24 protein-coding genes and 2 pseudogenes are annotated in these 26,523 nt (G+C 72.2%); 17 read left to right on the top strand and 9 right to left on the bottom strand.

Translation table 11 applies throughout. The features are described from left to right. Positions 1-64 precede the first annotated feature (64 nt). Complete coding sequence (locus tag ACFYW8_RS08260; RefSeq protein ID WP_389069160.1) at positions 65-1,036, top strand: helix-turn-helix domain-containing protein; 972 nt, start codon at positions 65-67, stop codon at positions 1,034-1,036. 269 nt (positions 1,037-1,305) lie between these two features. Continuing rightward, complete coding sequence (locus tag ACFYW8_RS08265) at positions 1,306-2,175, top strand: LysR family transcriptional regulator (RefSeq protein WP_389069162.1); 870 nt, start codon at positions 1,306-1,308, stop codon at positions 2,173-2,175. 97 nt (positions 2,176-2,272) lie between these two features. On the opposite strand, the gene ACFYW8_RS08270 is transcribed toward ACFYW8_RS08265, so the two are convergent. Continuing rightward, positions 2,273-3,670, bottom strand: coding sequence for a YhgE/Pip domain-containing protein (locus ACFYW8_RS08270; RefSeq protein WP_389069165.1), 1,398 nt, complete (start codon positions 3,668-3,670; stop codon positions 2,273-2,275). 147 nt (positions 3,671-3,817) lie between these two features. Here ACFYW8_RS08270 and ACFYW8_RS08275 point away from each other — a divergent pair. Beyond that, positions 3,818-4,081: pseudogene (locus ACFYW8_RS08275) on the top strand (lysylphosphatidylglycerol synthase domain-containing protein); the annotation flags it as partial. Positions 4,082-4,208: 127 nt separating this feature from the next. On the opposite strand, the gene msrB reads toward ACFYW8_RS08275, so the two are convergent. The 4 genes from msrB to ACFYW8_RS08295 all read right to left on the bottom strand — a co-directional run bounded on the left by msrB (position 4,209) and on the right by ACFYW8_RS08295 (position 7,657). Next, positions 4,209-4,616, bottom strand: a complete 408-nt coding sequence (msrB, locus tag ACFYW8_RS08280) for a peptide-methionine (R)-S-oxide reductase MsrB (protein ID WP_365868730.1) — start codon at positions 4,614-4,616, stop codon at positions 4,209-4,211. Between the two features lie 45 nt (positions 4,617-4,661). Next, the gene (murC, locus tag ACFYW8_RS08285) at positions 4,662-6,050 is read right to left on the bottom strand and encodes a UDP-N-acetylmuramate--L-alanine ligase (RefSeq protein ID WP_365868732.1); all 1,389 of its coding nucleotides are present in this window, start codon (positions 6,048-6,050) and stop codon (positions 4,662-4,664) included. A gap of 207 nt (positions 6,051-6,257) precedes the next feature. Further along, positions 6,258-6,731, bottom strand: a complete 474-nt coding sequence (locus ACFYW8_RS08290; protein ID WP_365868734.1) for an indole-3-glycerol phosphate synthase — start codon at positions 6,729-6,731, stop codon at positions 6,258-6,260. 131 nt (positions 6,732-6,862) lie between these two features. Next, the gene (locus tag ACFYW8_RS08295; RefSeq protein ID WP_389069171.1) at positions 6,863-7,657 is read right to left on the bottom strand and encodes a pyrimidine reductase family protein; all 795 of its coding nucleotides are present in this window, start codon (positions 7,655-7,657) and stop codon (positions 6,863-6,865) included. Between ACFYW8_RS08295 and zapE the strand changes: the two genes are divergently transcribed. From zapE to ACFYW8_RS08325, 6 genes are all read left to right on the top strand, one after another. After that, positions 7,656-8,801: a cell division protein ZapE gene (zapE, locus tag ACFYW8_RS08300; protein WP_389069174.1), complete on the top strand. Its 1,146-nt coding sequence runs from the start codon at positions 7,656-7,658 to the stop codon at positions 8,799-8,801. The two genes, ACFYW8_RS08295 and zapE, sit on opposite strands and share 2 nt — an antisense overlap. Positions 8,802-8,968: 167 nt before the next feature. Beyond that, positions 8,969-10,003 carry a slipin family protein gene (locus ACFYW8_RS08305; protein ID WP_389069176.1) on the top strand — a complete coding sequence of 345 codons (1,035 nt, stop codon included), beginning with the start codon at positions 8,969-8,971 and terminating at the stop codon, positions 10,001-10,003. A gap of 179 nt (positions 10,004-10,182) precedes the next feature. Then, positions 10,183-11,445, top strand: a complete 1,263-nt coding sequence (gene thrS / locus ACFYW8_RS08310) for a threonine--tRNA ligase (RefSeq protein ID WP_389069178.1) — start codon at positions 10,183-10,185, stop codon at positions 11,443-11,445. 177 nt (positions 11,446-11,622) lie between these two features. Next, complete coding sequence (locus ACFYW8_RS08315) at positions 11,623-12,495, top strand: polysaccharide deacetylase family protein (RefSeq protein WP_389069181.1); 873 nt, start codon at positions 11,623-11,625, stop codon at positions 12,493-12,495. Between the two features lie 146 nt (positions 12,496-12,641). After that, a complete protein-coding gene (locus ACFYW8_RS08320; RefSeq protein WP_389069182.1) occupies positions 12,642-12,848 on the top strand; it encodes a hypothetical protein in 207 nt (68 codons plus the stop codon). A gap of 182 nt (positions 12,849-13,030) precedes the next feature. Continuing rightward, positions 13,031-13,780 (top strand): peptidyl-tRNA hydrolase, encoded by a 750-nt coding sequence (locus ACFYW8_RS08325; RefSeq protein ID WP_389069185.1) that lies wholly within the window; start codon positions 13,031-13,033, stop codon positions 13,778-13,780. A gap of 93 nt (positions 13,781-13,873) precedes the next feature. On the opposite strand, the gene ACFYW8_RS08330 is transcribed toward ACFYW8_RS08325, so the two are convergent. Further along, complete coding sequence (locus ACFYW8_RS08330; RefSeq protein WP_365868748.1) at positions 13,874-14,347, bottom strand: hypothetical protein; 474 nt, start codon at positions 14,345-14,347, stop codon at positions 13,874-13,876. A 284-nt stretch (positions 14,348-14,631) separates the two neighbouring features. On the opposite strand from ACFYW8_RS08330, the gene ACFYW8_RS08335 reads away from it, so the two are divergent. Both ACFYW8_RS08335 and ACFYW8_RS08340 read left to right on the top strand, forming a co-directional pair. Further along, complete coding sequence (locus ACFYW8_RS08335; protein WP_365868749.1) at positions 14,632-14,862, top strand: DUF397 domain-containing protein; 231 nt, start codon at positions 14,632-14,634, stop codon at positions 14,860-14,862. A gap of 128 nt (positions 14,863-14,990) precedes the next feature. Beyond that, the gene (locus tag ACFYW8_RS08340) at positions 14,991-15,914 is read left to right on the top strand and encodes a helix-turn-helix domain-containing protein (RefSeq protein ID WP_389069187.1); all 924 of its coding nucleotides are present in this window, start codon (positions 14,991-14,993) and stop codon (positions 15,912-15,914) included. Positions 15,915-15,980: 66 nt separating this feature from the next. Here the strand turns inward: ACFYW8_RS08340 and ACFYW8_RS08345 are convergent, their stop codons facing one another. Beyond that, positions 15,981-16,799, bottom strand: coding sequence for an SAM-dependent methyltransferase (locus tag ACFYW8_RS08345; RefSeq protein ID WP_365868753.1), 819 nt, complete (start codon positions 16,797-16,799; stop codon positions 15,981-15,983). Positions 16,800-17,147: 348 nt separating this feature from the next. Between ACFYW8_RS08345 and ACFYW8_RS08350 the strand changes: the two genes are divergently transcribed. From ACFYW8_RS08350 to ACFYW8_RS08370, 5 genes and pseudogenes are all read left to right on the top strand, one after another. Further along, positions 17,148-17,792, top strand: coding sequence for a TetR/AcrR family transcriptional regulator (locus ACFYW8_RS08350; protein ID WP_389069191.1), 645 nt, complete (start codon positions 17,148-17,150; stop codon positions 17,790-17,792). A 195-nt stretch (positions 17,793-17,987) separates the two neighbouring features. Beyond that, the gene (locus ACFYW8_RS08355) at positions 17,988-18,599 is read left to right on the top strand and encodes a TIGR03086 family metal-binding protein (RefSeq protein WP_389069194.1); all 612 of its coding nucleotides are present in this window, start codon (positions 17,988-17,990) and stop codon (positions 18,597-18,599) included. A gap of 223 nt (positions 18,600-18,822) precedes the next feature. Then, entirely contained in the window at positions 18,823-20,277 is a 1,455-nt protein-coding gene (locus tag ACFYW8_RS08360) for a DUF692 domain-containing protein (protein ID WP_389069196.1), read from the top strand. Positions 20,278-20,465: 188 nt separating this feature from the next. Beyond that, positions 20,466-21,002, top strand: a pseudogene (locus tag ACFYW8_RS08365) (TIGR04222 domain-containing membrane protein); the annotation flags it as partial. A 146-nt stretch (positions 21,003-21,148) separates the two neighbouring features. Continuing rightward, positions 21,149-22,786, top strand: coding sequence for an alpha/beta hydrolase (locus ACFYW8_RS08370; protein ID WP_389069199.1), 1,638 nt, complete (start codon positions 21,149-21,151; stop codon positions 22,784-22,786). Between the two features lie 67 nt (positions 22,787-22,853). On the opposite strand, the gene hemQ is transcribed toward ACFYW8_RS08370, so the two are convergent. Both hemQ and hemG read right to left on the bottom strand, forming a co-directional pair. Next, the gene (gene hemQ / locus ACFYW8_RS08375) at positions 22,854-23,585 is read right to left on the bottom strand and encodes a hydrogen peroxide-dependent heme synthase (RefSeq protein ID WP_365868765.1); all 732 of its coding nucleotides are present in this window, start codon (positions 23,583-23,585) and stop codon (positions 22,854-22,856) included. A gap of 4 nt (positions 23,586-23,589) precedes the next feature. Continuing rightward, on the bottom strand, positions 23,590-25,080 hold the full coding sequence (hemG, locus tag ACFYW8_RS08380) for a protoporphyrinogen oxidase (protein ID WP_389069202.1): 1,491 nt from the start codon (positions 25,078-25,080) through the stop codon (positions 23,590-23,592). 160 nt (positions 25,081-25,240) lie between these two features. Here hemG and ACFYW8_RS08385 point away from each other — a divergent pair, with 160 nt between their 5' ends. After that, entirely contained in the window at positions 25,241-26,497 is a 1,257-nt protein-coding gene (locus tag ACFYW8_RS08385) for a DUF4349 domain-containing protein (protein ID WP_389069205.1), read from the top strand. The last annotated feature ends 26 nt before the right edge of the window (positions 26,498-26,523 follow it).

Here is a 26,523-nt window from a genome sequence, read left to right on the forward strand (position 1 = left end):
CATGCGCACCGGCTGTGTGCACTAGGCTGACTCCGCGTGACTACCCTCACCCACACGGGAGTCGATGGTGTCGTTGCCTGCGGCGAACTACCTGGTGGAGACCCGCTCGACGGATGCGGTCGAACCGCGGGAGCGGACCGACTTCTGGACCGAGCACGTCGGGTCGTACCAGTCCAGGATGGGTTACCGGTACGGCCGAACCGACGACTTCCGCGGTGAGACGGTGCGTCAGCGCACGGCGGCGTACCAGCTCGTCAGGTTCCGGTCGGACGAGATCGAGTACAGCAGGACCGCGCGGCAGGTCCGCGAGGACCCCGACGGGGACTACCGGTTACTGCTGCCGCTGAGCGGGGAGATCATCCTGCGCCAGGACGGTCACGAGGCCCTGCTGACCCCCGGGACGGGCACACTCGTCTCCTTCGCGTCGCCCTTCCAGTGCCTCCAGGACGCCTCCGCCCAGGCTTTCGTCCTGACGATCCCGGCGCGCGAGGTGGACGGCCCGCTGAACCGCAAGTCGCCGCTGGCCACCGCCCTGGACCTGAGCCGGGGCCTCGGCCGCGTCGTCCGCTCGATGCTCGACGGTCTGTACGCCGAGCGCGAGGATCTCACCGACTCCCAGTTCAACGCCGTGTCCGACCGGGTGGTGGAGCTGGTGTGCATGCTCGCCACCGGCGACGACCGGCCCGACGGCGCCCGCCACCTGACCGACGTGGAGACGGTGGTCCGCCGCCACGTCCGCGAGAACGCCGCCGACCCCGGCCTCACCGGTACGTCCATGGCCCGCGCCCTCGGCTGGTCGCTGCGGCAGATCCAACTGACCCTGCAGCACGCGGGCACCACCCCCCGCGACCTGATCCGCGAGGAGCGCCTGCGCCTGGTCCGCGAACGCCTCCGGCGCGGCGACTGCGAGCACCTGACCATCACCGATCTGGCCTACGCCTCGGGGTTCTCGTCGGCGAGCGCCCTGAGCACGGCGTTCCGGCAGCGCTTCGGGGTGAGCCCACGGGAGATGCGCAAGGGCGTCCGCGGGACGTGACCGTCCACTCCCGGCCCTCCGTCGCCGGTACGTCCGCCTGTCCACCGCCGGACCGCCGTCCCCGTACTCGGCAGGCCCACCGTCCCCGTACTCGGCAGGCCCACCGTCCACGCGTCCCCCGTCGGCCCACCGTCCGCGTGCCCCGTAGGCCACCGTCGGCCTGTCCCCTGTCGGCACCTCGCCGGAACCCCCTCCGACGCCCACGGCCTGGGACAATCGACGGAGGACGGGATCTCGGTCGGAGACGGGCTGCTGCTTCGGGAGTGGAGATGGATCTGCGGCAGATGGAGGTCGTGGTCGCGGTGGCCGAGGAGGGCGGTTTCACCGCGGCGGCCCAGCGGCTGCGCGTGGTGCAGTCCGCCGTGTCGAGCACGGTCCTCGCGCTGGAACGGGAGCTGGGCACCCCCCTGTTCGACCGCACCACGCACCGGGTGTTCCTGACCCCGGCGGGCGAGGTCTTCGTCCCGGCGGCGCGCGCCGCGCTGCGGGCGGCGGAACAGGCGCGGGCGACCGTCGACCTGGTCCGGGGACAGCTGCGGGGCAGGATAACGATCGGCACGACGCACGGGGTCTGGGCCGACCTCCACCGGCCGCTGGCCGCGCTGCGCGCCGAGCATCCGGGCGTGGTGGTGCGTTTGCGGCAGGCGTCCGTGACCGACGTCCGGCACGCGCTGCGCGAGGGCACCGTCGACCTGGCCGTGGTCGCCCTCGACCGGCAGCGGCAGCGCGGTCTGGTGACCCGGCTGCTGTCGTACGAGGAGATGGTGCTGGTGTCCGCCCCGCGGCGGGCGCTCAAGGGAACCGGTCCGGACGGCACGGTCACGCTCGCCGAGACCGCCCGGCTGCCGCTGGTGGACTTCACACCGGGCTGGGCGATCCGCCTCTGCGTGGACCGGGCCTTCCGTGCCGCCGCCGTGGAACGGGAGACGACCTTCGAGGTCAACGACATCGTCGCCGCGGCCGAGCTCGTCCGGGGCGACCTGGGTGTCTGTGTCATGCCCACCTCGATCGCCGAACGGTTCCCCGACCTCAGCACCCACGCCTTCGACCGGCACGCGCCCCACTGGAAGATCATGCTGGTCCACCCACGCGGCGACACCCCGCCGGCGGTCACCGCACTGCTGCGGCACATGCCCTGAGTACCTGCGCCATCGCTTCGGCGGGGGCGAGGTGCCGGTCGGGCGGATCCGGCGGGGGGTGAGGTCGGACGGGGGTGAGGTCGGGCGGGGGGTGGGATCAGGCGGGGCCGGGGGCCGGCTGGGGGGTCAGGCGGTGCAGGCCCTTGCGGTCGTAGTAGCGGGTCATCGCGAAGCCGAAGAGGAGGGCCAGCAGGGCACCGACGCCGATCATGAGCCAGGCGCGGGCGAGACCGGCGTCGGCCCGCGCGTCGAAGAAGAGGATGGCGCGCACCCCGTCGCTGAGCTGGCGCATGGGCTCGAAGACGGACAGGAAGCGGTAGAAGCCGGGGACTGCCTGCAGCGGCACGGTGGCACCCGAGGACGGCAGGCCCAGCACGATGAAGACGAACATGGACACGAGCTGCCCGATCCCGCCGAAGGCCGCGTTGATCGCCTGGACGCCCAGTCCGACGGCGAGGCTCGCGCAGTAGGAGTAGATCCACAGCAACGGCAGGTGGGTGGCGTCCATGCCGAGGATCGCGACGGTGGCCAGCATGACCAGGGAGACCGTGAGCACGGTGATCCCCGCGGTCATGACCATTTTCAGGAGCAGGGTCTGGGTCCGGCTGATCGGCACGGTCGGACGGCGGGTGTGCCAGGGGCCGATCTCGTTGTCGGCGTAGCCGAGAGCCGTGTCGACGCCGGTACTGATGAGGTTGCCGCCGAGGAACCCGGCCAGCACCAGGAGCAGGGTGTAGTAAAACGCGCTCAGCCCGAGACCGCTGTGCGGGCCGATGGGGTGCCCGATCCGGGTGACGATGTCGACGGGGTCGGCGAGGAGCAGCCGCGTGGTGGAGTCCGCCTTCGCGGTCGCGGGCGACGCCGTGAGTTCCCTGCCGATGGATGCGGAGGCCTGCTGCGCGGCCGCCGTGGTGATCCGACTGGCCAGCGACGAACCGAGGCTGCCCATACCGGGGTTGGTCAGCACCGTCATGGTGGGCCGGACCCTGGCGTTCGCGGTGGTCAGCGCGGTCAGGGAGTCGGTGAAGTCCCTGGGGACGACGAGGGCGCCGTAGATCTTGCCGGAGGAGAGTTCGTCCTGGGCCTGCGCGCCGGTGAGCCTGCGCCAGTCGGCAGTGCCGGAGGTGTCGCTCGCGACGACGGCCGCGGTGACCTGGGTGCCCACGTTCTGCCGCTGCCCCGGAGGCGGTTTGCCGGTGTCCTCGTTGACCAGGCCGATCGGCAGGTCGTGCAGATGCCGGTTCGGGCTGACGATGCCGCCCATGTAGAGCAACGACAGCAGCAGCGCGAGCAGTCCCGTCAGCACGGTGGGCACCAGCCACAGCTTCGGGCGGCGCAGGAGCGCGGCGGCATGCGCCTGGGCGGGGGCGGCGACATGGTCACCCCGGCCGGGGTCCGAACCGCCACGGCCGCCGCTGCGCGTGGCGTCACCGCCGCCCGTGCCCGTGGCGTCCTCGTCGCCGTCGTCCGCGGAGTGATTGCTGTCGGCGTCCATGGTTCTCCGTAGGTTCCGGGGCGGCACGGGAGCGGCGTGGGAGCGCGCCCCCGGCCGGGGAGTCCGGGGCCGCGCGTCACGTCAGGATCGGCTGTGCGCGGGCGTCACGGACGGCGACTCGCCGTGTCCCCGGCGGCGGCCCGCGGTGTCGGTTTCTCCCTCGGGCTGCCGCTGTCGTGGGCGCAGGCGGTGTTCGCGCTGTTGATCGCCAGTACCGCCGTCGGTGCCGTGCCCGCGCCGGGCGGTATCGGCCCGGTGGACGCGGCCCTGGTGTTCACCATGGTCGCCCTGGGTGCCCCGATGGGCCCGTCGACGGCCACCGTCATCGGCTACCGCGTCCTGACGGTATGGATCCCGCTGCTCCCGGGCACCCTCGCCCTCTCCGCCCTGGTCCACCGCAAGGTGCTGTGAATCCCTGCGGCAAGGAACTCACCCGCCGTCTGAGGCAGGCCTCATGAACCCCGGCGGGCCGAACCGGCCGCGATCGCCGACTCCGTGGACCATCAGCCCGTCGTGAGCGATCTCGTTGCGAAATGGCTCAGCCCTCGTTCGGCGCCAACCGCAACGAGATCGAGTTGATGCAGTACCGCTGATCCGTCGGCGTCGCATACCCCTCACCCTCGAACACATGCCCGAGGTGCGATCCGCAGCGGGCGCAGCGCACCTCGGTGCGTGTCATGCCGTGCGAGCGGTCCTGGATCAGCTCGACGGCGTCGGAGTCCTTCGGGTCGTAGAAGGACGGCCAGCCGCAGTGCGACTCGAACTTCTCCGTGGAGGTGAAGAGTTCGGCGCCGCAGGCGCGGCAGGAGTAGACGCCGGTCGTCTTGGTGTCGGTGTACTCGCCGGTGAAGGCGGGCTCGGTGCCCGCCTTGCGCAGCACCGTGTACTCGGCCGGGGTCAGCTCCGCGCGCCACTGCTCGTCCGGCTTTTCGATGTCGTACGACATGAAGCTCAACCCCTCACGCTCAAGGAGGCCCGCTGAGGGCCACGGTCACTCGGACAGCCGGGCGAGGATCTCCGGTCCGAGATCCGTCACGTCGCCCGCGCCCATGGTGAGAACGAGATCACCGGGCTTCGTCATTCCCGCGACGACGGAGGGCACCTCGGCCTTGTCGTGGACCGGGGTCACCTCGGCGCCCGCGGCCCGCGCGGCCCGGAGGATCAGCTCGCTGGTGACACCCGGGATCGGGTCCTCGCGGGCCGGGTAGATGTCCAGGACGACAGAGGCGTCCGCCAGCGCCAGGGCCTCGCCCATCTCCTTGCCCAGCTCCTGGGTGCGGGAGAACAGGTGCGGCTGGAAGACCACGAGGATGCGGCCCGAGGCGCCGGCCCGCATGGCCTCCAGGTCGGCGGTCATCTCGGTCGGGTGGTGCGCGTAGGAGTCGACGACCTGGACGCCGGCCGCCTCGCCCTTCAGCTGGAGGCGGCGCTTCACGCCGGTGTACGAAGCGAGCGCGGGGGCCAGCTCGGCGGCCGGGATGCCCAGGGCCACACCCGCGGCCAGCGCCGCCACCGCGTTGTGCGCGTAGTGGCGGCCGGGGACGGAGACCGCGAAGGTCAGCTCGGCGCCGTCCAGCAGGACCGTCACCTCGCTCTTCAGACCGTGCGGGACCACGGAGAGCACCCGGACGTCCGCGTCGGCGGCATCGCCGTACGTCACCACGCGCACGTCACGGCCCGTGAGCCGGCGGGTCAGCTCGCGGGCGCCCTCGTGGTCCGCGGAGATCACCAGCGTGCCGCCCTCGGTGACGCGGTCCACGAAGGTCTCGAAGGACTCGTAGATCTCTTCCATGGACGCGTAGTTGGCGTGGTGGTCGAGCTCGACGTTGAGGATGATCGCGACCTCGGGCGCGTACTTGTGGAAGCTGCGGTCCGACTCGTCGGCCTCGGCGACGAAGATCTCGCCCTCGCCGTGCAGGGCGTTCGAACCGGGGGCGTCGAGGTCGCCGCCGATGGCGTACGACGGGGCGAGGCCGAGCGACGACAGGGACACGGCCAGCATCGACGTGGTGGTCGTCTTGCCGTGGGTGCCCGCGACCGCGATCGGGCGCAGGCCGTCCATCAGGCGGGCGAGGGCGTCCGAGCGGTGGACCACCGGGATGCCGAGCTCGGCGGCGCGGGCGAGCTCCGGGTTGTCCGCGCGGATCGCGGAGGAGACCACGACGCAGGTGGCGTCGGGGGCCAGGTGGTCGGCCGCGTGCCCGATGTGCACCGTGGCGCCCAGTGCGCGCAGCGCCTCGGCGGTGGCGGACTCCTTCGCGTCGCTGCCCGCCACCTGGGCTCCGCGCTGCGCGAGGATCTTCGCGATGCCCGACATCCCGGCGCCGCCGATGCCGATGAAGTGCGGTCGGTCCATCGCGGTAGGAAGGCCGGGTGCCATGCGTGTATCTCCCCAAGATCCGGTACGAAGGTGGGCGCGCTCTCCCGAAGGGAACGCGGACCCAGCCTATTGGGTGCGGCGGACAGCGCCTCACAAGGGACCGGCGGACGCGTCCCGCCTTCCGGGGACGGGCACGAAGCCCTCCGACGGGGCGGCACCGGGACCCGCGGCCGCGAGACGCCCGCGCCCCCGTGACGCGAAGCCGTCTCAGGCCTTGCTGTGCGAGAACAGCTTCAGCACCGGCACGCCCACCTTGTGGCGGGCCCGGGAGGCCCAGTCGCGGTGGAAGAACTCCTCCACGTAGTGGGGGTCGGTCAGCACGATGACCTCGTCGGCCTCCACCTCGTCGACCAGGCTCTTCAGCGCGTCGAGCGGGTGGTCCTCGATGAGCCGTCCCTCGGCCGCACTGCCGGACGTGCGAAGAGCCAGCAGCGACACCTCCAGCGCCTGCTCGCCCTGGCTGGCGGCCGCCTCGCCCTCGGGCGTCTCGCCCTCGCGGGCCGCCTCGTCGATCTCGCCGAGCGCGACGTCGTCGATGGCCCGCAGCAGTCGGTCCGCCTGGTCGCCCCGGGGCTGGAGCAGCACGTGGAAGGCGACGGCCTCGTCACCGTGCAAGGTGGTGACGAACTCCACGTCGGCGGACGTCAGGGCCTTCTCGATCATCAATACGCTTGTGAACACGACAGGCGCCCTTCTCGTCCGTGGGCCGTCCCGGCCCCTGCGGAAACCATCCTGCCCCGTGATCGCACGGGTACTGCGCGATTTAGTGTGCCCGTCGGAAGATAAACGGAACCAGCTGTTCCGTGGGCTTGTCAGGGCCGACGGTATCGGCTGTACAGGAACCCGGCCTCTTCCAGCAAGGACGCCAGTTCGAACCGCTGCGGCACCTGCAGCCGGGGCCCTCCGGCGATCCGCTGCGCGGCTCCCGCGGCGAGCATCGGGGCCAGCGTCAGACACATCTCGTCCAGCACACCGGCCGCGACCAGCTGGCCCAGCAGCCGGGGCCCGCCCTCGGTCAGCAGCCTGGTGCACCCGAGGTCGCCCAGGGCCCGTACGGCGCGGGCGGGATCGATCCCGGCGCCGTCCCCGGCGATCACCACCCGCGCACCCGCCCGCTCGGCCGCCGCGATCCGGTCCGGGGCGGCCGTGGCGCCCGTCAGCACCAGCGTGGGCACCAGGGGCGAGGTGAAGAGCGGCAGCGAGAAGTCGAGGTCGAGGCTCGCCGTGACCACGGCGATCGCGGGCGCGGGGCCCTGTCCGGCGGCCTCCCGGAGTGCCGCGAAGGCCTCACGCGCGCGTGCCGGCCGGTAGCCCTCCTGCCGTACCGTTTCCGCCCCGACGACCACGACGTCCGCGAGACCCCGGAGGACGCCGAAGATCCGCATGTCGGTGGCGTTGGAGATGGGCTGCGAGCGCCCTTCGTGCTGGGCCGCGCCGTCGAGCGTGGACACCATGTTGGCCCGCAGCCAGGGCCCCTGGACGTCGGGGTAGGCGTACGCCTCCGCCAGTTCGCCGAGCTCCCACTCGCGCTCCGCCGCATCCGTCACGGAGGCCTCGGCGGAGGCCTGGGCTGCTGTTTCGTAGGTCACAGGGAACAGGCGTCGCATGACGTGCAGTGTGGCACGGCGCATAGAGTGGGTAACCGTGTCGTCCACCTCCACCGCCTCCGCGATCGACCCGATAGCCGAAGCGGCCCCCCTGTCCCTGTGCGCCCGCGAGCCGCACGTCCCCGCCGACCGGCTCGTCGCCGAGATGGTGCCGCCGCCGCGCTTCGACTCGGTCCGCTTCGCCACGTACATCCCGGACCCGAACCAGCCGAGCCAGACCGAGGCCGTGGGCATCCTCGAAGGCTTCGCGGGAGGGCTCGGCGGGGCGCACGCCATCGGTGCCCCCAAGCGGAGGCTGTTCGGCTTCGGCAAGGCCCCGAAGACTCCGGCCGGCCCCCGGGGCGTCTACCTCGACGGCGGCTACGGCGTCGGCAAGACCCACCTCCTCGCCTCTCTGTGGCACGCGACCCCGGCGGAGCCCTCGCTCAAGGCGTTCGGCACCTTCGTGGAGCTGACGAACCTGGTCGGCGCGCTCGGCTTCCAGAAGACCGTGCAGACGCTCTCCGGGCACCGCCTCCTGTGCATCGACGAGTTCGAACTCGACGACCCGGGCGACACCGTCCTCGTCTCCACCCTGCTCGGCAAGCTGGTCGACGCGGGTGTCGCACTCGCGGCCACTTCGAACACACTTCCGGGCAAGCTCGGCGAGGGCCGGTTCGCGTCCGCCGACTTCCTGCGGGAGATCCAGGGCCTGTCCGCGCGTTTCCGCCCGCTGCGCATCGACGGCGAGGACTACCGCCACCGCGGACTGCCCGAGGCGCCCGCCCCGTTCTCCGACGAGCAGGTCACCAAGGCCGCGTACGCCACCGACGGCGCGTCCCTGGACGACTTCCCGCACCTGCTGGACCACCTGGCGCGCGTCCACCCCAGCCGGTACGGCGCCCTGACCGACGGGATCAGGGCGGTCTGCCTCACCGACGTCCAGCCCGTCCCGGACCAGTCGACCGCGCTGCGGCTCGTCGTGCTCGCCGACCGGCTGTACGACCGCGAGGTGCCGGTCCTCGCCTCCGGAATGCCCTTCGACCGGCTGTTCAGCGAGGAGATGCTGAACGGCGGCTACCGCAAGAAGTACTTCCGCGCGATCTCCCGGCTGACCGCGCTCGCCCGCGACGCGAAGGGTCTCGTGGAGGGCCGGGGAGCCTAGGCCCTGTCGGCGCCCGGCACGCCCGGCACGCACGCCTGGCACGCACGCCCGGCACCGCGACACGCCACCGGCCTCGGGAACCCCTCCCCACCGACCGGTAACAACCGCTCCCCCGCGACGTAGAGTGGAATGGCCAGAGATGTCAGGCGGCTCGGAAGGGGGTCGTCATGGTCCAGGAACTCATCGCGGCTATCGCGGTGGCCGCTTCGGCCGGTGTGGTCTATGTCGCGGCCGGCGCCAGGGTCGTCAAGCAGTACGAACGCGGAGTCGTCCTCCGCCTCGGACGGCTCGCGGGAGAGGTCCGCCCCCCCGGCTTCACCATGGTCGTGCCGTTCGTGGACCGGCTGCGCAAGGTCAACATGCAGATCGTGACCCTGTCCGTGCCGGCCCAGGAGGGCATCACGCGGGACAACGTGACGGTCCGGGTGGACGCGGTCGTCTACTTCAGGGTGGTGGACGCGGCCGACGCGGTCATCAAGGTCGAGGACTACCGCTTCGCGGTCTCCCAGATGGCGCAGACGTCGCTGCGCTCGATCATCGGCAAGAGCGACCTGGACGACCTGCTGTCCAACCGCGAACTGCTGAACCAGGGGATGGAGTTGATGATCGACAGTCCGGCGATCGGCTGGGGTGTGCAGATCGACCGGGTCGAGATCAAGGACGTGTCGCTGCCGGAGACCATGAAGCGGTCCATGGCCCGGCAGGCCGAGGCCGACCGTGAGCGCAGGGCCCGGATCATCAACGCAGACGCGGAGCTGCAGGCGTCCAAGAAGCTGGCACAGGCCGCCGAGGTGATGTCGGAACAGCCGGCGGCGCTCCAACTGCGGCTGCTGCAGACGGTGGTCGCCGTCGCGGCCGAGAAGAACTCCACCCTCGTCCTGCCCTTCCCCGTTGAGTTGCTGCGCTTCCTGGAACGGGCCCAGTCGGGACAGCCGCCTGTGGTGGCGGAGTCACAGCGGGCACGGGAGCCGAGGGTGCCGCCCGTGACGGAGGGGCAGACCGCGGTCGAGCCCGCCGCGCCGGACCGGGTCAACGGAGTGCCGGAGGCGCTGGGCCTTCCGGAGGCGTTCGCGGACACGGACGGGCTCGGCATTCCGGACGCGTTCGGAATCCTGGGCGGGCCCGGGGCGCCGAGGGAGCCGGGTGAACCGGAGGACGGGCCGACGGAGGAGCACACGAAACCCGAGACGCCCGCCGGATAATCCCGTGCCCGCACCCGGGCCCCGTTGTTAGCGTGAGGCCCATGAAGCGTGCCGCAGTGAACACGACGACGCCGGAGAGTGTCCCGGCGCGCTGACCGCTGACGTGAGTCGAAGCCCCGGGGCGAGTGCCCCGGGGCTTCGCCGTGTGGCACTCGCCCTCCGCAAGCGAGGAGACCACCATGAACGACCACCGCAGGCTCGGCCGTGAACTCGGTCTGTTCGACACCGACCCCCTGATGGGCGCCGGACTGCCGTACTGGCTGCCGGACGGCGCCGCCGTGCGGTACGCCCTGGAGGAGTACGTCCGCGACACCGAGCGGCGGGCGGGCTATCGGCACGTGTACTCACCGGTGCTGGGCAAGAAGGAGCTGTACGAGATCTCGGGGCACTGGTCGCACTACGGCGACGACATGTTCCCGCCGATGGAACTCGGCTCGGAGCAGATGCTGTTGCGGCCGAGCCTGTGTCCCCACCACGCGCTCATCTACCGGTCCCGCCCGCACAGTTACCGGGAACTCCCCTTCCGAATGGCCGAGTTGGGCGCCATGTACCGGTCCGAGCTGTCCGGCGTACTGGGCGGCCTGACCCGTGTGCGCGCCATCCAGCTCAATGACGCGCACATCTTCTGCACTCCGGACCAGGTCGCCGAAGAAGCCTCCGCCGCACTCGGGTCGATCCGCGACGCGTACGACGCGATGGGCATCGAAGCGGCCCGCTACCGGCTGTCGCTGCCGGGCCCCGGCGGGAAGTACGTCGCCGATCCGGAGCTGTGGCGCAGATCGGCCGCACTGCTGCGCGAGGTCCTGGACGAATCCGGTGTGGAGTACGAGGCCGTCGAGGGTGAGGCCGCGTTCTACGGGCCCAAGATCGACGTCCAGATCACCGATCCGGCGGGCCGCGAGTCGACCCTTTCCACCGTCCAGGTCGACTTCCACCAGCCCGAGCGCTTCGATCTGCGCTACATCGGCGCCGACGGCGGCAAACACCGGCCGGTCATGGTGCACCGCAGCGTGATCGGCAGCCTGGAACGAGCCGTCGCCCACCTCATCGAGGTGTACGCGGGCGCCTTCCCGGCCTGGCTGGCCCCCGCCCAGGTGGTGGTCCTTCCGGTCTCCGAAGCCGAGTCCGACCGGGCCCTTCAGCTGGTACGCCGCTGCCGCGACCGGGGCCTGCGGGCCGAGCTCGCCACCCCGGACCAGGGCGGTCTGGGCGCCCGGGTGCGCGCGGCCCGCCTGGTCCCGTACCAGGCGGTGATCGGCCCCAGGGAAGCGGCCGCCGACCAGGTCGCCCTGCGCCTGCGCGACGGCCGCCGTCTCGAACCCCGGCCGGCCGACGAGGTCCTTCACCGCATCGCACGGCAGATCGAATCCCGCGGCATCGGCCTGCTGGACGAGAACGACCGGGCCGACCGGGTCCAGCAGCAGGTCCGGCAGGCCGACTGATCACGGCCGGCGGGGCGAGCCTCGGACCCTCGCCCCGCCGACCGTGACCGCTCGCGCCGGAGACGGCCCCGGGCAGAGCCCCGGGCGGGTGACTCGGGGGCCGCATACGGGCGGCACACGAGCGGCTCACCCTCCACGATGACCGAATTATCACACTTGCATACATATCGTCGCACGATGATTCTCTCTGCACGAAGCATCGCCGCGACCTGCGCCGCGGGAGCCCTGGGTGCCGCACTCGCCGCGTGCGGCGGCCCGGCCGGCCAGGATGCCACCCACCGGGAACCCCACGCGCCCTCCACCATCCCTTCCACCATCAGCGCCACGCCCTCGCAACCGCCCACGCTCGCGCCCGGTCCCGCCGGGCTGACACCCGTCTTCAAGAACGGGCCGCGGGCGCACGACAGGGCCGTCGCGCTGACGTTCGACGCGGACATGACGGCCGATCAAGGGGAGCGGGCGGCGGCCGGCGAGCGTTTCGACAATCCGCGACTGATCGCGACGCTGAGGAAGTTCAAGGTGCCCGCGACCGTCTTCATGACCGGCCGGTGGGCCGACGAGTACCCCCGGGAGGCCAAGGACATCGGACAGGACCCGCTGTTCGAGATCGCCAACCACTCGTACAGCCACTACGCCTTCACGGACGACTGCTACGGGCTGCCGACCCTGCCCGAGGACAGGATGCGCGCGGACGTGGAGCGGGCGTACACCGCTTTCAGGAAGGCGGGGGTACGGGACGCGATGCCCTACTTCCGTTTCCCCGGGGGGTGTTACGACCAGCGGTCGCTGCGGGCGCTGAGCGCGGCCGGGGTCACCGCCGTGCAGTGGGACGTGGTGAGCGGGGACGCCTTCGCGACGGACGCGGACGCCGTGGCACAGCAGGTCCTGGACGGGGTCCGGTCCGGGTCCGTCGTCGTCATGCACTGCACACGCAGCGCGGCGCCCGCGACCGAGCGGGCGCTGCGGACGATCGTTCCCGAGCTGCGCCACAGGGGCTTCCGGTTCGTGAAGGTGTCCGAGCTGATCGGCGCCGCGGACGGGCGGCACTGAGCATCCCCCCGGCTCACCGGCTCCTTGCACTCGCACTCCGCTCCGGGCCCGCCGCCAGCTCGTACTCCCCGGACCTCGTCCGCCCGCGCCTCCCGGCCCTCCACTCCTCGTACTCCCCGGCCATCCGCCGCTCGTAAGCTGGAGACATGAGCGAGGACCACCGCGCGATCGGCGCGGACGGGCCGGCCGGGGAGTCCCGCCGGGCCGTCGACACGGCGACGGAGGCCGGGCCGCCGTACGCGGAGTGCGTACTATGCCGCGAGCCCACCGAGTACCCCGAGTCGCACAAGGGGATCACGCTGTGCCCCGTCTGCGCATGGCAGGAGGCGCAGCGCACCGCGTGTTCCGGCTGACCCGCGGGGGTCAGGACAGCGGGCGGCGGGCGGCGGGCGGTACCCGGCACCGCGGAGCGGAGCGGCGACGGTCGCGGGTACCGGGTCGGGCTGTCGGGGAACGGGCGAGAACGACCGGGCGGCGGCCGTGAGACACGGACCGTCCGTTCGGAAGGGATCTTCCGCCTGGCAGACTGGTGGGCGTGAGCAGCGATCCGACCACCGCCGACGACAGTCCGTTCCGTGCCGAATCCAGCGTGCGCGACCAGGAACGGCAGTTCGTGCTGCCGCTGGTCGTGCACATCGAGAAGGCCGCTCCCCCGGCGCGCACCGACGCGCTGGAGACCGCGGCACGGGCCGTGCTGACCATCCTGAGCGACGAGCGTTCGCTCGGGGAGGGCGAGTGGGCGCAGGCGATGCGGGACTGGCAGGACGCCCGGATCCGCAAGGTCGTGCGGCGGGCGCGCGGAGCCGAGTGGCGGCGGGCCGAGGCGCTGCCCGGCATCACGGTGACCGGCAGGTCCGCGGAGGTGCGGGTCTTCCCGCCGGTGCCGCTGGACGGCTGGCCCAAGGACCTGGCGCGGCTCCAGGTGTCCGGTACGGACCTCGACGATCCGGCGCCGCCGGCACCGGCCGATCCGGCGGTACCCGTGCTGTGGCTCAACCCTGAGCTCGACATGTCGGCCGGCAAGACGATGGCGCAGACGGGGCATGGCGCCCAACTGGCCTGGTGGGAGCTGTCGGAGAAGGAGCGGGGCGCCTGGCGCGACGCGGGCTTCGCACTGTCCGTGCGCACCGCGGATCCGGCCCACTGGCGTGAACTGACAGCCTCGGAGCGGCCGTTGGTCCGTGACGCGGGATTCACCGAGATCGCCCCCGGACTGACCGTCGCCGTCGAGGGTCACGACCGCGTCGGCGCTCTGCCGGAGCGCGCACCGGACTCGGCGGGCTGACGCCGAGGGGCTCTCCCCGGCTGCGGACGTACGCCGGGGTGCGGTTGACGTGCTGCCTGTACGTACCGGCGCGGGGCCCCCGGGTCCGTGGCGTCAGTCGGCCAGCGTGGAGGCGAGCTCCGTGGTGACCCTGACGAGTTCGGTGTCCGGCTCGGCGAGCAGGTGCTGGAGGGTGCCGCGGTGGGCGCGTACGGCCTGACGGGCTTCGCGCTCCCAGCCCACCCAGTTCTCGCGGCGGTTGAGGAGTCTGGGATACGCGGCGGCCGTGCGCTCCCACTGCCGGGCGTCCGCGATGTCCTTCAGGAGCTGGATTATCTGCACACGGCAGGCGACCTGGGGAAGTTCGGCGAGTTCCCAGAGGAAGGGGACGGTCGCGGCCGTCGCCTGCTCCACGACGAATCCGTACTGGCAGATTCGTTCCCGCAGGTCCTGGAGTGCTGCCCTGGCCGTTGCGGCATTACCCCAGGCGACGGTGTTGAGCAGGACCGGGATGGCCTCCGCCGACCCCTTGGAGTCCTTGATCTCGTCCCACGACACGCGTTCCAGGTTCCTGAGTGGTGTTGCCATTTCCGCTCCCTCCGAAGGCGTCGGACAGTGCCAGGTGCGCGGGCGGTCCCAGCCCGTCCCGGACGATCACGCTCTCCGGGGAGCCCTTGATACGACGTCAGCACAGGGCGCTGGTAACGAGGTTGCCGCCACGGCTATTATCCACGCCGACAGCGCCTTCGTGCAATTGCACGAGAAATTGCACGAGGCGGAGGGAGGCAGGGGCCGTGTGAGGTCCGGCCGGATCCCGCGACCGGGCGGGCCGGCGGAACACGTGGTGGAACGTCAGCAAGGAGAGTGCGTTGGTGCCATCAGTGCCGAACGGAGTGCGGGCGAGCTCGCTGGGCGCCCGCTGGATCAAGAGCAGGCACAGCAACGCCGAGGGCAACTGCGTCGAGGTGGCCGCTCTGGGCGACGGAGCGGTCGCGGTACGCAACTCCCGCGACCCCGACGGTCCGGCCCTCGTCTACACCCCGGCGGAAGTCGCCGCGTTCCTGGCCGGCGCGAAAGAGGGGGAGTTCGACCACCTGCTGTGAAACGACCCCCGATGGTCCGAACTCCGTTGAAGTGGAAGGATAGTTGTCCACTTCTGTCTCCCCATGCGGCAGAGTCGGGCGCAGTGCGATAATTTTGGCTGTCTTCTGCCGGCCGACTGGGAGTCAGGATGTCCGTCGAGTCACCCCGCGTCTCCCGCCTCGAACCGTATCTGAGCCGGGCGGAGCCCGCCCCCACCCTGCTCAAGATGCTGGTCGGTGTTCAGCTGGCCGGCGCCCGCGAGGACGCGGGCCTCTCCCAGGAACAGGCGGCTCGGTCCCTGGGGTTCAGCGCGGCGAAGCTGTCGCGCATAGAGGCGGGCAAGGGGCGCCGGCCTCCCACGGAGGGCGATGTCCGCGCGCTGCTCGGGCTGTACGGGACCGACGACTACGAGGGGTCGGTCCTGCTCAGACTCCTGAAGCGCGCCGGTGAGCCGGGATGGTGGCAGCGCTACGACAAGCGGTTGATGCCCGAGTGGTTCGACCGGCTGGTCGGGCTGCAGGAGGCGGCCACCACCATCCGTACCTTCGAGATCCAGTACGTTCCGGGCCTGTTGCAGACTCCCGACTACACCCGGGCCGTGGTGGAACGGGGTCTGCCCACGGCGCCGGCCGGCGAGGTGCAGCGCCGGGTCGAGCTGCGGATGCGCCGAAGGGAGCTGCTGGACCGGGCGGACGCCCCTCATCTGTGGGCCGTCGTCGACGAGTCCGTACTGCTCCGCGTCCTGGGCAGCCGCGAGGTGATGCGGGCTCAGCTGGAACATCTCGTCGCGATGGCCCAGCGTCCCCATGTGATCGTGCAGATCGTGCCGTTGGACGTCACGAACGCCTCGGCACCCGCCATCCCCGTCACCTATCTGCGCTTCGGCGGCGTCGAACTGCCCGACATCGTCTACCTGGAGCACATCAGGAGCGCCAACTTCCTGGAGGACCGCGACGAGACGGAGGAGTACCGGGTGGTACTGGACCGCCTCGCGGACGAGGCCCTCAGCCCGCGCGCGTCCCTGGCTCTGCTGCGCGACACGGTGGACCAGCGCTACAGCGCTTCGCACTGACGGGACGGCACCGCGTCGCGCCGGTGAGCGAGGCGCGCGCGGGTCGCCCGATCCCCTGGCACCGCTCTAGCGGATGCGGCCGACTCCGCCGAACTCGATCCACTCCTGGGTGAGCTGGCGCGGCACGAGGTCGGTGTCCGGCCGCCAGGTGGACACCTCGACGAGTCCGGGTTCGAGGATGTCCATGCCGTCGAAGAAGTCCGCGACATCCTTCTCCTGGCGCACCCGGCCCCAGTGGCCCTGTGTGGCGGTGTCCATGAAGTCGGTGACGAACTTGCGGACCTCGGGGTCCTCGCTCACCAACTGGCACATCACCATGAAGCTGCCGGGCGCCAGCCGCTCGGCGACGCGGCCGATCACGGCGAGGGGGCCGTCGGTGTCACTGTCCGGGATGCAGTGGAACACCGAGTTGAACAGTACGGCCACCGGCTCCGAGAGGTCGATCAGCCGCTGGGTGTCGGGGTGGGCGAATATCGCCTCGGTCTCCCGCAGGTCGGCGTGGATCACGGCCGTACGGTCGTTCTGGTCCAGCAGGGCCCTGCCGTGCACCAGCACCATCGGATCGACATCTACGTACACCACCCGGGAGTCCTCGTCGATCGCCTGGGCGACCTGGTGCACGTTGTTCTGGGTGGGCAGGCCGGATCCGTGGTCGAGGAACTGCCTGATTCCGTATCCGTCCGCCAGTGTCCTGACCACCCGCTGGAGGAAGCGCCGGTTGTTCAGCGCCAGCGCGCGCGTGCTGGGCACGACCTTGTCCAGCTCTTCACAGGCGGCCCGGTCGGCGGCGTAGTTGTCCTTGCCACCCAGGTAGTGGTCGTACATGCGCGCGGCCGTGGGCACCGTGGCATCGATCGACGTGGACAACTGCTCGCCAGGCTGCATCGTTCCCCCAGATCCGTGCCGCGCCAACCCGACTGGCCCGACCGACAACACATATTAGGGAAATGGAAGTTGGCCTCACCAGTCCCCGAACGAAGGACGCGGGGCGGATCCGCACTCCCGCCCGCCCCTTCGTTCCGCGGATCGGCGTGAAACGGCCGATGGGCGGGGACCGCCGAGGGTCGCGCCGCGCGGGGCAGGCGTCCGCCGCGCATGAGCTGCCACGGCCCGCGGTCCGGCCATCGCGCTCGACCTCCTCGTGTCCCGTTCCTCGCCGTCGGACCCGGCCGGGCGGGGCCCCGTGCCCGCCGGGCTACGCTTGACCCACGGACGTGAAGGTGGGAGGCCTGGATGACCGGCACCCGACTGGACGGCAGGGTCGAACGCGGCAACCGCACACGGCGGTCGGTCCTTCGCCGCACGGTCGACATCGCCTCGGTCGAAGGACTGGAGGCGCTGTCCGTCGGACGCCTCGCCACCGAGCTCGGTCTCAGCAAGAGCGGAGTCTTCGCCCTCTTCGGGTCCAAGCAGGAACTGCAACTGGCCACCGTGCGCGAGGCCTCGCGCATCCACGTCGAGCGTGTGAACCGGCCCGCGGCCGAGACCCCGGCCGGCGTCGCCCGTGTCCGGCGGCTGTGCGAACTCTGGCTGGAGTACTCGCGGAGCCGGGTCTTCCCCGGCGGCTGCTTCTTCTACGAGGTCATCGCCGAGTTCGACGCCCGGCCCGGCCCCGTCCACGACGCGGTGGCCCGGGCCCAGCGGGCCTGGGCGGACCACGTCGAGCACACCGTCGCCGAAGCCCGCGAGCTCGGCGAACTCCGGTCCGACACGGATGCCGCCCAACTCGCCTTCGAGCTACTCGCGTTGATGGATACGGCCAACGCGCTCTCCGTCCTGCACGACGAAGCGACCGTCTACCGCAGAGCCGGCGCCGCGATCACCTCGCGGCTGCGGGCGGCGGCGACGGATCCGAGCCGGGTACCTGAACTCTCCTGACCCGTAAGGAAACTGACGTCACGGAACGCGTCCTGCGTCCGCGAGGGCCCGCGAGGTCCCGCGAGGTCCCGCGAAAACAAGTAGCACGACCGTTCGCTCAGTTTTATGCTCAGGACGACCGGAGCGCGGCGAGGCCCCCCGATACCGGCCCCGACCGCGCGGTAACTCGACAGCGGACGAAGGAGGACATCGCCCATGAGCATCAGCGGAGCGGACATCGTCGGGCTCGACCGGATCGCCGTACGGGAATCACTCAGGGTCGTCGCCGCCGCGCGGCCGGCCGACTGGGACCGGGACACACCCTGTGCCGGGTGGACACTGCGGCGGCTGGTGGCGCACATGACCGCTCAGCACCACGGGTTCGCGGCCGCGGCACGCGGCGCGGGCCGGGAGGCCGCGCACTGGCGGGAACCGGCGGCGCACCGGAGCGACCCCGGGCAGGCATACCGGGCCTCGGTGACGGCGGTGCTCACCGCCTTCGCCGAACCGGGCGTCACGGAGCGGGAGTTCGACCTGCCGGAATTCGGGAGCTCGTTCCCCGGTCGCGTCGCCGTGGGTTTTCACTTCATCGACTACGTGGTGCACGCCTGGGACGTGGCCGTGTCTCTCGGCGTCGCACTCGAACTACCCGCCTTCGCGCTCGAAGCGGCGGTGGTCATCGCCCGCCGCGTCCCGGCGGACCCCGAACGCAGGGGAGCCGGCTTCGCGTTCGCGTCCGCGCTGGAGGTTTCCTCCGGGTCGGATCCGCTGACCGAGGCACTGCGGCTCCTGGGCCGCGACCCGGACCTCCGGCCGTCGACACGCTAGCCACCCTGGGCCCGGCGAGGTGAACACCGCGAGGCCCGAACCGTCGGACCCGGACAACGTGCTCCGGTAGCGGGCGCGGAACCTCAAATGTTGCTCTGAACGTCCGCCCCGGTGGGTTCGGTCCACGTTCCCGGGGCCATGACTCCGTCACGCCGGAACACGGGCCGTCGTGGGGGAACGACACGCAAGCAGGCCCGGTCGAGGCCGTGATGGAGGAGGGGACATGCGGCAGCAGATGCGGCTGGGTACGGGAATCGGGTGGCGGCCGGAGATCGCCGAGGCCGTGGAGCGCATGCCCGGCGTCGACTGGGTCGAGGCCGTGGCGGAGAACGTGTGTCCCGGCCATGTCCCCGAGTCGCTGCTGCGGCTGCGCGAGCGGGGTGTCACGGTGGTGCCGCACGGGGTGTCGCTGGGTCTCGGGGGCGCCGACCGGCCCGACGAGGCCCGGCTCGCCGCACTCGCCGAACGCGCCGAGGCGCTGGGTTCCCCGCTCGTCACCGAACACATCGCGTTCGTCCGGGCGGGCGGCCCGCTCACCGCGTCACCGCTGCTGGAGGCCGGACACCTGCTGCCCGTGCCGCGCACCCGGGACGCTCTGGACGTCCTGTGCGCGAACATCCGCGCGGCTCAGGCCGCGCTGCCCGTTCCCCTCGCGGTGGAGAACATCGCCGCACTGATCTCCTGGCCCGGCGAGGAGATGACCGAGGGGCAGTTCCTGTACGACCTGGTCGACCGCACCGGCGTCCGGCTGCTCATCGACGTGGCCAACCTCCACACGAACCACGTCAACCGCGGCGAGGACCCCGCCAAGGCGCTCGACGAACTGCCCGTCGAGGCCATCGCCTACGTGCACGTCGCCGGCGGGTTCGAACGGGACGGCGTCTGGCACGACAGCCACGCCCATCCCGTCCCGCGGCCCGTTCTCGACATCCTCGCCGACCTCGCGTCCCGGGTGACCCCGCCGGGGGTCCTCCTCGAACGGGACGAGAACTTCCCCGAACCGGCAGAACTGGAGCGGGAGCTGACCACGATCCGGGGCACGCTGGAGCGGGCCTCGGCCGGAGCGGCCGGCCGGGACGCGACCGCCCTGGTGAGCAGCCCGGCCGTCCCCTCGGCGCCCACCGGCGCGGCCGCCCCGCTCGTCACCCCCGCGGTGGTCCCGTCGGTCACTCCAGCGGCACCCCGGACACCCGGCGACGCCGGAGCCGGGCCCGCCGCCCCGGCCGGCGCGGAGAACGACAGCGGCTCAGGCACCCGTACCGAAGACGCCTCCCGACAGCGGCTCGCGCTGGCGCAGGCCGCCCTGTTGTCCGCGCTCGTCGCGGGGACCCCTGTGCCCGAGGGCTTCGACCGGGTCCGGCTCGGGATACAGGCGCGCGCCCTCGCCGCCAAGCGGGCGGACGTCGTGGCGAAGGTGGCCCCGGAACTGCCGGAGATCCTGGCGGACGGCTACCGGCCGGCGTTCCTCGCGTACGCGCAGGGGCAGCCGATGACCGGCGGCTACCGGCGCGACGCCCTGGACTTCGCCGAACAGCTCCTGCTCGCGGGACTCCCGGAGGGTGCGGAGACACGGCGGCTGCGTGACTGGTGGCTGGAGCGATCAGGTCCGGCCCCGCTGTCGGGCCGTCCCGTGGCCCGGCTGGCCCGAGCAACCCGCAGGGCGCTGCTGGGCCGCTGAACAAGCGCGCCGACCGGATCCCCACCCGGTACGCCGGCTGCGGCGCGCCGCCCGGCTCCGTCCGGTCCCCGTCACCGCCGGTCCCGGTGACCCCGTCCTCCGGCTGCCCGCTGCCTCCGGCCGCCGTACGCCCCAACCCGACCGCGACCTCCTGACGCGCGCGTCCGTACGGCCTCGGCCGACCCGCGCCGCCCGGGCGCGACGACATGGAGCGCTCGGTCATCGGAGCCATCGGCCTGGAGGGCCAGTCCCGGATAGCACCGGTACGGGCGACCACGGCCGCCGCCGATTCGGTACGCCGGCTCGCGGACCACCTGGTCGCGGCCGGCCTCGCCGTCCCCGAAGGCGCCCGCACGACCGTCGTGGGGGCCGTCCGCCAGGTCCAGGCCGCGGCGGCCGCGGTCCTCGCGCTGGCCGTCGCCGCCCTGCTGCTGCCGGCCCAGACCCCCGGGAGCGAGGTTCCGGTGGCCGTCTGGTTCATGCTTCCGCTCATTCTGACGGTGAGCTGTCTCGCCATCGCCCGGATCGAGGCGCACCCCTACAGCCGCTGGGCCTCCCCGGCCGGGCAGCGGCTGCTCGGCGACCTGGCCCGGCAGTCCGACGCGTCCGGCGACGACCGTACGTACCTCACCTCCGTCGCCGTACGCGGCATCCACGCGATCGGCGAACCGGAGGTGCGGGCGGCCCTGGCACACCGGGACCGCGGCACCGGCCACGACGCCTGACGGCAGGGGGCTCACGAGGGGGCTGAGGGGCGCTCCAGGGGGCGCATCGGGGTCATTGGCGCCGACACCGGCGGTCGGTGCTTTACTTCGCCAACTGCCGCACGAAGCATCCCTTTTGTCGCTGCCGCACGCTGAAGGGATTCGCGATGAGAGCTGCTGTCCTCCACGGAACCGCAGGGTCCTTGCTGCTGACCGGCCTCGTCGCCGCCCCGGCGGGCGGCGCACCGGCCTGGCCGGGCCCGGCCGGCTCCGCCGAGGCGCGCGGCACCGCGGTCGCCGCCCAGCGCGCCGCGGCAGCCGGGATCCACTTCGGCACGTGCGCGAAGGTGGAGCATCTGCCGGCCAGCCTCCAGTGCGGCACGGTCACGGTGCCCCTCGACTACGCCCTCCCCGACGGCAAGCGGATCACACTGACCGTCAGCCGCGTCGACGCCACCGGCAAGGACCCGCACAACTCGAAGCACAAGGTGCCTCGTCAGGGCGCCCTCGTCTACAACCCGGGCGGTCCCGGCGCCTCGGGCATGTACTTCCCGCTGATCGGCATCCTCCCCGAGTGGAAGCGGATCGGGGCCGCCTACGATCTCGTCGGCTACGCCCCGCGCGGCGTCGACCGCTCCGCGCCGCTGTCCTGCCGGGACCCGAAGCATCCGCCGAAGGCGCACCCGGAGTCCCCGACGGTCCCCTCGGAGTCGTACAAGAAGACTCGGATCGCGGAGGCGAAGGCCTACGCCCGCGGGTGCGCCCAGCGCTCGGGTCCCGCCCTGCGCCACTACACCTCGCTCAACAACGCCCGTGACCTGGACGTGCTGCGCGCCGCGCTCGGGGAACGGAAGCTGACCTTCATGGGGGCCTCGTACGGAACGTACTTCGGCTCCCTGTACGCGACGCTGTTCCCCTCGCACGTACGCCGGATGGTCTTCGACTCCGCGGTGAACCCCGCCCCCGAGAAGGTCTGGTACCAGAACAACCTCGACCAGTCGGCCGCGTTCGAGGTCCGCTGGGCGGACTTCCGCGCGTGGATGGCCCGGCACGACAAGGTGTACAAGCTCGGCCGGACGCCCGAGGAAGTACTGCGCTCCTACGAGAAGGCGCGGACCCGGCTCGCCGTCTCGCCCGCGGGCGGCAAGGTGGGACCCGCGCAGCTGCAGGGCGCGTTCCTGCAGGCCGGGTACTACGACGACTACTGGCCGCAGCGCGCGCTGGCGCTGTCCGCCTATCTGAAGGGTGACCCCGAGCCGCTGATCCAGGTGGCGGGACCGCATCCGGAGGCGGCGGCCGAGCAGGAGAACGGCAACGCGGTCTACACGGCCGTGGAGTGCAACGACGCGCCCTGGCCGACCGACTGGCGCACCTGGGACCGCGACAACACCCGTCTCGCGCGGGTCGCGCCGTTCGAGACCTGGGACAACGTGTGGATGAACCTGCCGTGCGCGTACTGGCCCGCGCCCCGGCAGAAGCCGCTGGACGTACGGACGCTGCCCGGGGAGCTGCCCCCGACGCTGATCCTGGCCGCCGAGCGGGACGCGGCGACGCCGTACGAGGGGGCCGAGGAACTGCGTCGGCGGCTGTCGGGCTCGGTGCTGGTGACCGAGAACGGCGCCGGTACCCATGGGATCGCCGGCGGCCCCAACAAGTGCGTCAACGGCTATCTGGACGCCTACCTGCTGGAGGGCCGGCTCCCCGACGGGAACGCGGCGTGCGCACCGCACCGGGAGCCGGCGCCGCAGGTACCGGACACCGGTGCGCGGTCCGGGACCGCGAAGTCCGTCCGCAAGGCGCCCTGACCCGCGTCCCGGAAACGTGAAGGCGGGCGTCCCCGGAGGGGGCGCCCGCCTCGTTCCGCCGGGACGGTCAGGCGAGACCGGCGACCAGTTCGGCGATGTCCTTGCGGCGGCCGGTGTAGAACGGGACCTCTTCGCGCACGTGCATCCGGGCCTCGGAGGCACGCAGGTGTCGCATGAGGTCGACGATGCGGTACAGCTCGTCGGCCTCGAAGGCGAGCATCCACTCGTAGTCGCCGAGGGAGAACGAGGCGACCGTGTTCGCGCGCACGTCGGGGTAGCCGCGGGCCATCTTGCCGTGGTCGGCGAGCATGCGGCGGCGGTCCTCGTCGGGCAGCAGGTACCAGTCGTAGGAGCGCACGAAGGGGTAGACGCTCACATAGTCGCGCGGCGTCTCGTCGGCGAGGAACGCCGGGATGTGCGAGCGGTTGAACTCGGCCGGCCGGTGCAGCGCCATGTTCGACCAGACCGGCTCCAGGGCGCGGCCCAGCCGGGTGCGCCGGAAGAGGTTGTACGCCTCCTGGAGCTGGTCGCTGGTCTCGGCGTGCCACCAGATCATGAGGTCGGCGTCGGCGCGCAGCCCCGACACGTCGTACGTGCCGCGGACGGTGACGTCCTTCGCGGCGAGCTGGTCGAACAGCTCCTGGACCTCGTCGGCGTAACCGGTGCGGTCCTCGGGCAGCACGTCCTTCAGCCGGAAGACGGACCACAGGGTGTAGCGAATGGTCTCGTTGAGGTCCTTGGCCAGCTTGCCCTTGTTCGGGACCCTGCCGGACTCGGTGGTGGGGGCGTCGTCACTCATGGGGCTATTCTCCCGCGCCGCCGTGCAGGCTCTGCACCGGGTCGGCCCGCAGCGCGTCCAGGGCGCGGGCGTCGCCTTCGAGCCGGTCGACGGCGGCGTACGCGGACGCGATGCAGGCGGGGATGCCGACCCCGTCGTACGCCGCGCCGCAGACCGCGAGGCCCGGCAGCCTGCCGACGTGCTCGCGGACGCGGGCCACGCGCGCGTGGTGGCCGACGGGGTACTGGGGCAGCCCGTCGTCCCAGCGCGTCACCCGGGTCTCCACCGGCTCGGCGTCCAGGCCGGTCGCCTCGCGCAGATCGTCCCGGGAAACCTGGACGAGGTCGGCGTCGGGCCGGCCGAGCACCTCGGTCTCGCCGTACCGCCCGACGGATGCGCGCAGCACCAGCAGACCGGGGTCCTGGCCGGCGATCCAGCCCCACTTGCGGGAGGCGAACGTGGACGCCTTGATGGTGCGGCCGTCGACCGGCGGCACCAGAAAACCGCTGCCTTCGGGGAGGGTGATGCCGTCACTCCGGTAGGCGAGCGTCACCAGGGCCATCGAGGCGTACTCCACGGCGGCCAGCTCGGCCGCCGCGGCGGGCGCCTCGGCCCGCAGCAGTGCGGCGGCGGCCGGGGCGGGCAGCGCGAGGACGACCGCGTCGGCGTGCAGGACCCGGCCTCCGGCGACGACGCGCCAGGTCGCGCCGGGCCCCCCACCGGTGCCGGGCCCGGCCTCCGCCGTCCTGCGCAGTTCGGTCACCGGCATCCGGGTGAGGATCTCGCCTCCGCGTGCCGTCACCGACTCGGCCACGGCGAGCGGCAGTCGGCCCACTCCGCCGTCGATCCCCATGAACACAGGGCCGGTCTGCCCGGCGGCGGCCGCCTTGGCCTGGATCTCGCGGACGGCCTCGGTCAGGGACGTGTGCGTGCGGGCGGCGGCGTAGAGCTGGGGGACGGCGAGACGCAGGGAGAGGCGGTAGGCGTCACCCGCGTACACGCCGCCGAGGAGCGGTTCGACAAGGCGGTCGACCACCTCGCGGCCGAGGCGTGCCGCCACGTACTCGCCCACGGCGATGTCCTCGCCCACCTCCGTGCGGGGCAGGTCGGCGTCGCGCTCGACGCGGCGCAGGCCCTCTTCGGAGAGGACTCCCGTAAGGGCTGACGCGCTGCCGGGGACACCCATGACATGGCCCTTGGGCATGGGGCGCAGCTCTCCACGGGTCCACAGGAAGGCCGTCGCGGTGGCGGGCGGCTGAAGGCGGTCGCCGAGTCCGGCCTCGTGGGCGAGGTCCACGGCCTCCGGGCGGCGCGCCAGCATCGACTCGGCACCGAGGTCCACGCGCGTGCCCGCGATCTCCCCGGCCAGCAGCTTGCCGCCGAGGCGGTCCGACGCCTCCAGGACGGTGACGCGCGCGCCCCGCCCCAGCAGGCGGTGGGCGGCGGCCAGCCCCGCGATCCCTCCGCCGACGACCACGACGTGTTCCGAACGGGTACGAGTGTCCTCTTCGCGCATGACTCCACCCTCTCAAACCGGACCGGCGCCTTGGGCAGGGAGCCCGGTGTCCCGCGCGAGTCCGGAACGTGACCGCATCGGGACCGGATCCCGCCAACGTCCAGCACCCGTCCGGCGTCGAAGAACCGTCAGTCGTCACCACCCTGGGGGGTAGACCCGCATGCTCGAACGAGAACGCAGTGCCGGACGTCCGGCACGATCCGTGCCACCTGTCCCGTCCCTCTCACCCACGTCGCCCGTACGTCCGGTCCGCACGGTCCGCACGGCCCGCACGGCCCGGGTCCTGACGGGGACGTTCCTCGTCGCCGCGCTCGCGCTGACGGGATGCAGTGCCGCCGAGACGGGAAGCGCCAGTGACGACAAGGCGGCCGCCCCGGACGCACGAAGCGCGAACGACACCGGCTCCGGCGCCGAGAAGGCGGCGGCCGGTGCCGCGGGGAGCGACGGTTCGAACGGCTCCAAGGCCGCCCCGCCCAAGGTGACCGCGAACAGCATCATCCGCACCGCCTCGCTGACCGTCGTGGTCAAGGAGGTGCCCAAGGCCCTGGACGACGCCCGCGTCACGGCCGAGAACGCCGGCGGCTACGTCGGCGACGAGACCACCACCCGCGACGGGCGGGGTCACGAGCGCACCCGCCTCGTCCTGCGGGTGCCCAGCGAGCGGTACGACCAGGTGCTCGCCGAGCTGGAGGGCACCGGCAAGGTCGTCGAGCGGACGGCCAAGGCACAGGACGTCACCGATCAGGTCGTGGACGTGGAGAGCCGCGTCAAGTCGCAGCGCGCGAGCGTGGCCCGGGTCCGCGAACTGATGGACCAGGCGACCAAGCTCAGTGATGTGGTCGCCCTGGAAGGGGAGTTGAGCAGCCGGGAGGCCGATCTGGAGGCGCTGCTCGCCCAGCAGGCGACGCTGAAGGACCGTACGAGCCTGGCCACGATCACGCTCTCGTTGTCCGAGACCCCGGTGAAGAAGGCCGCGAAGAAGGACGCGGACCCGGGCTTCCTGGACGCGCTCTCCGGCGGCTGGAACGTGCTGGTCACCGTCGTGCGCTGGCTGGCCCTGGCGATCGGGGCGGTGCTTCCCTTCGCGGCCGTCCTCGCCCTGATCGCCCTGGTGTGGACGCGGGGCGTGCGCCCACGGCTGCGCCGCGGCCCGGCCCCGGCGACGGCTTCTGGTCCGGCTCCCGCGGTGTCCCCCGGCCCGGCCCCGGAGATGGCTTCCGGTGCGTCCGGCGGTCCGGCGGCACGTCCGTCGGCGGCCCCGGTTCCGGCCTCCCGCCCGGCTTCGGACCCCGCTTCCGGTCCTGCGGCCGACCCCGTCTCCGGCCCGGCTTCCGGCCCCGCTTCGGGGGGAACCGCCGCGACGAAGCCCGCACCGCCCGCCCGCGGCGCGTCCTCCGAAGGCGGCGAGGAGGACTGAAGTGCCGTGCCCCCGTAGCGTGTTCG

Source organism: Streptomyces sp. NPDC002742 (genome assembly GCF_042888885.1).
Lineage (GTDB): Bacteria > Actinomycetota > Actinomycetes > Streptomycetales > Streptomycetaceae > Streptomyces.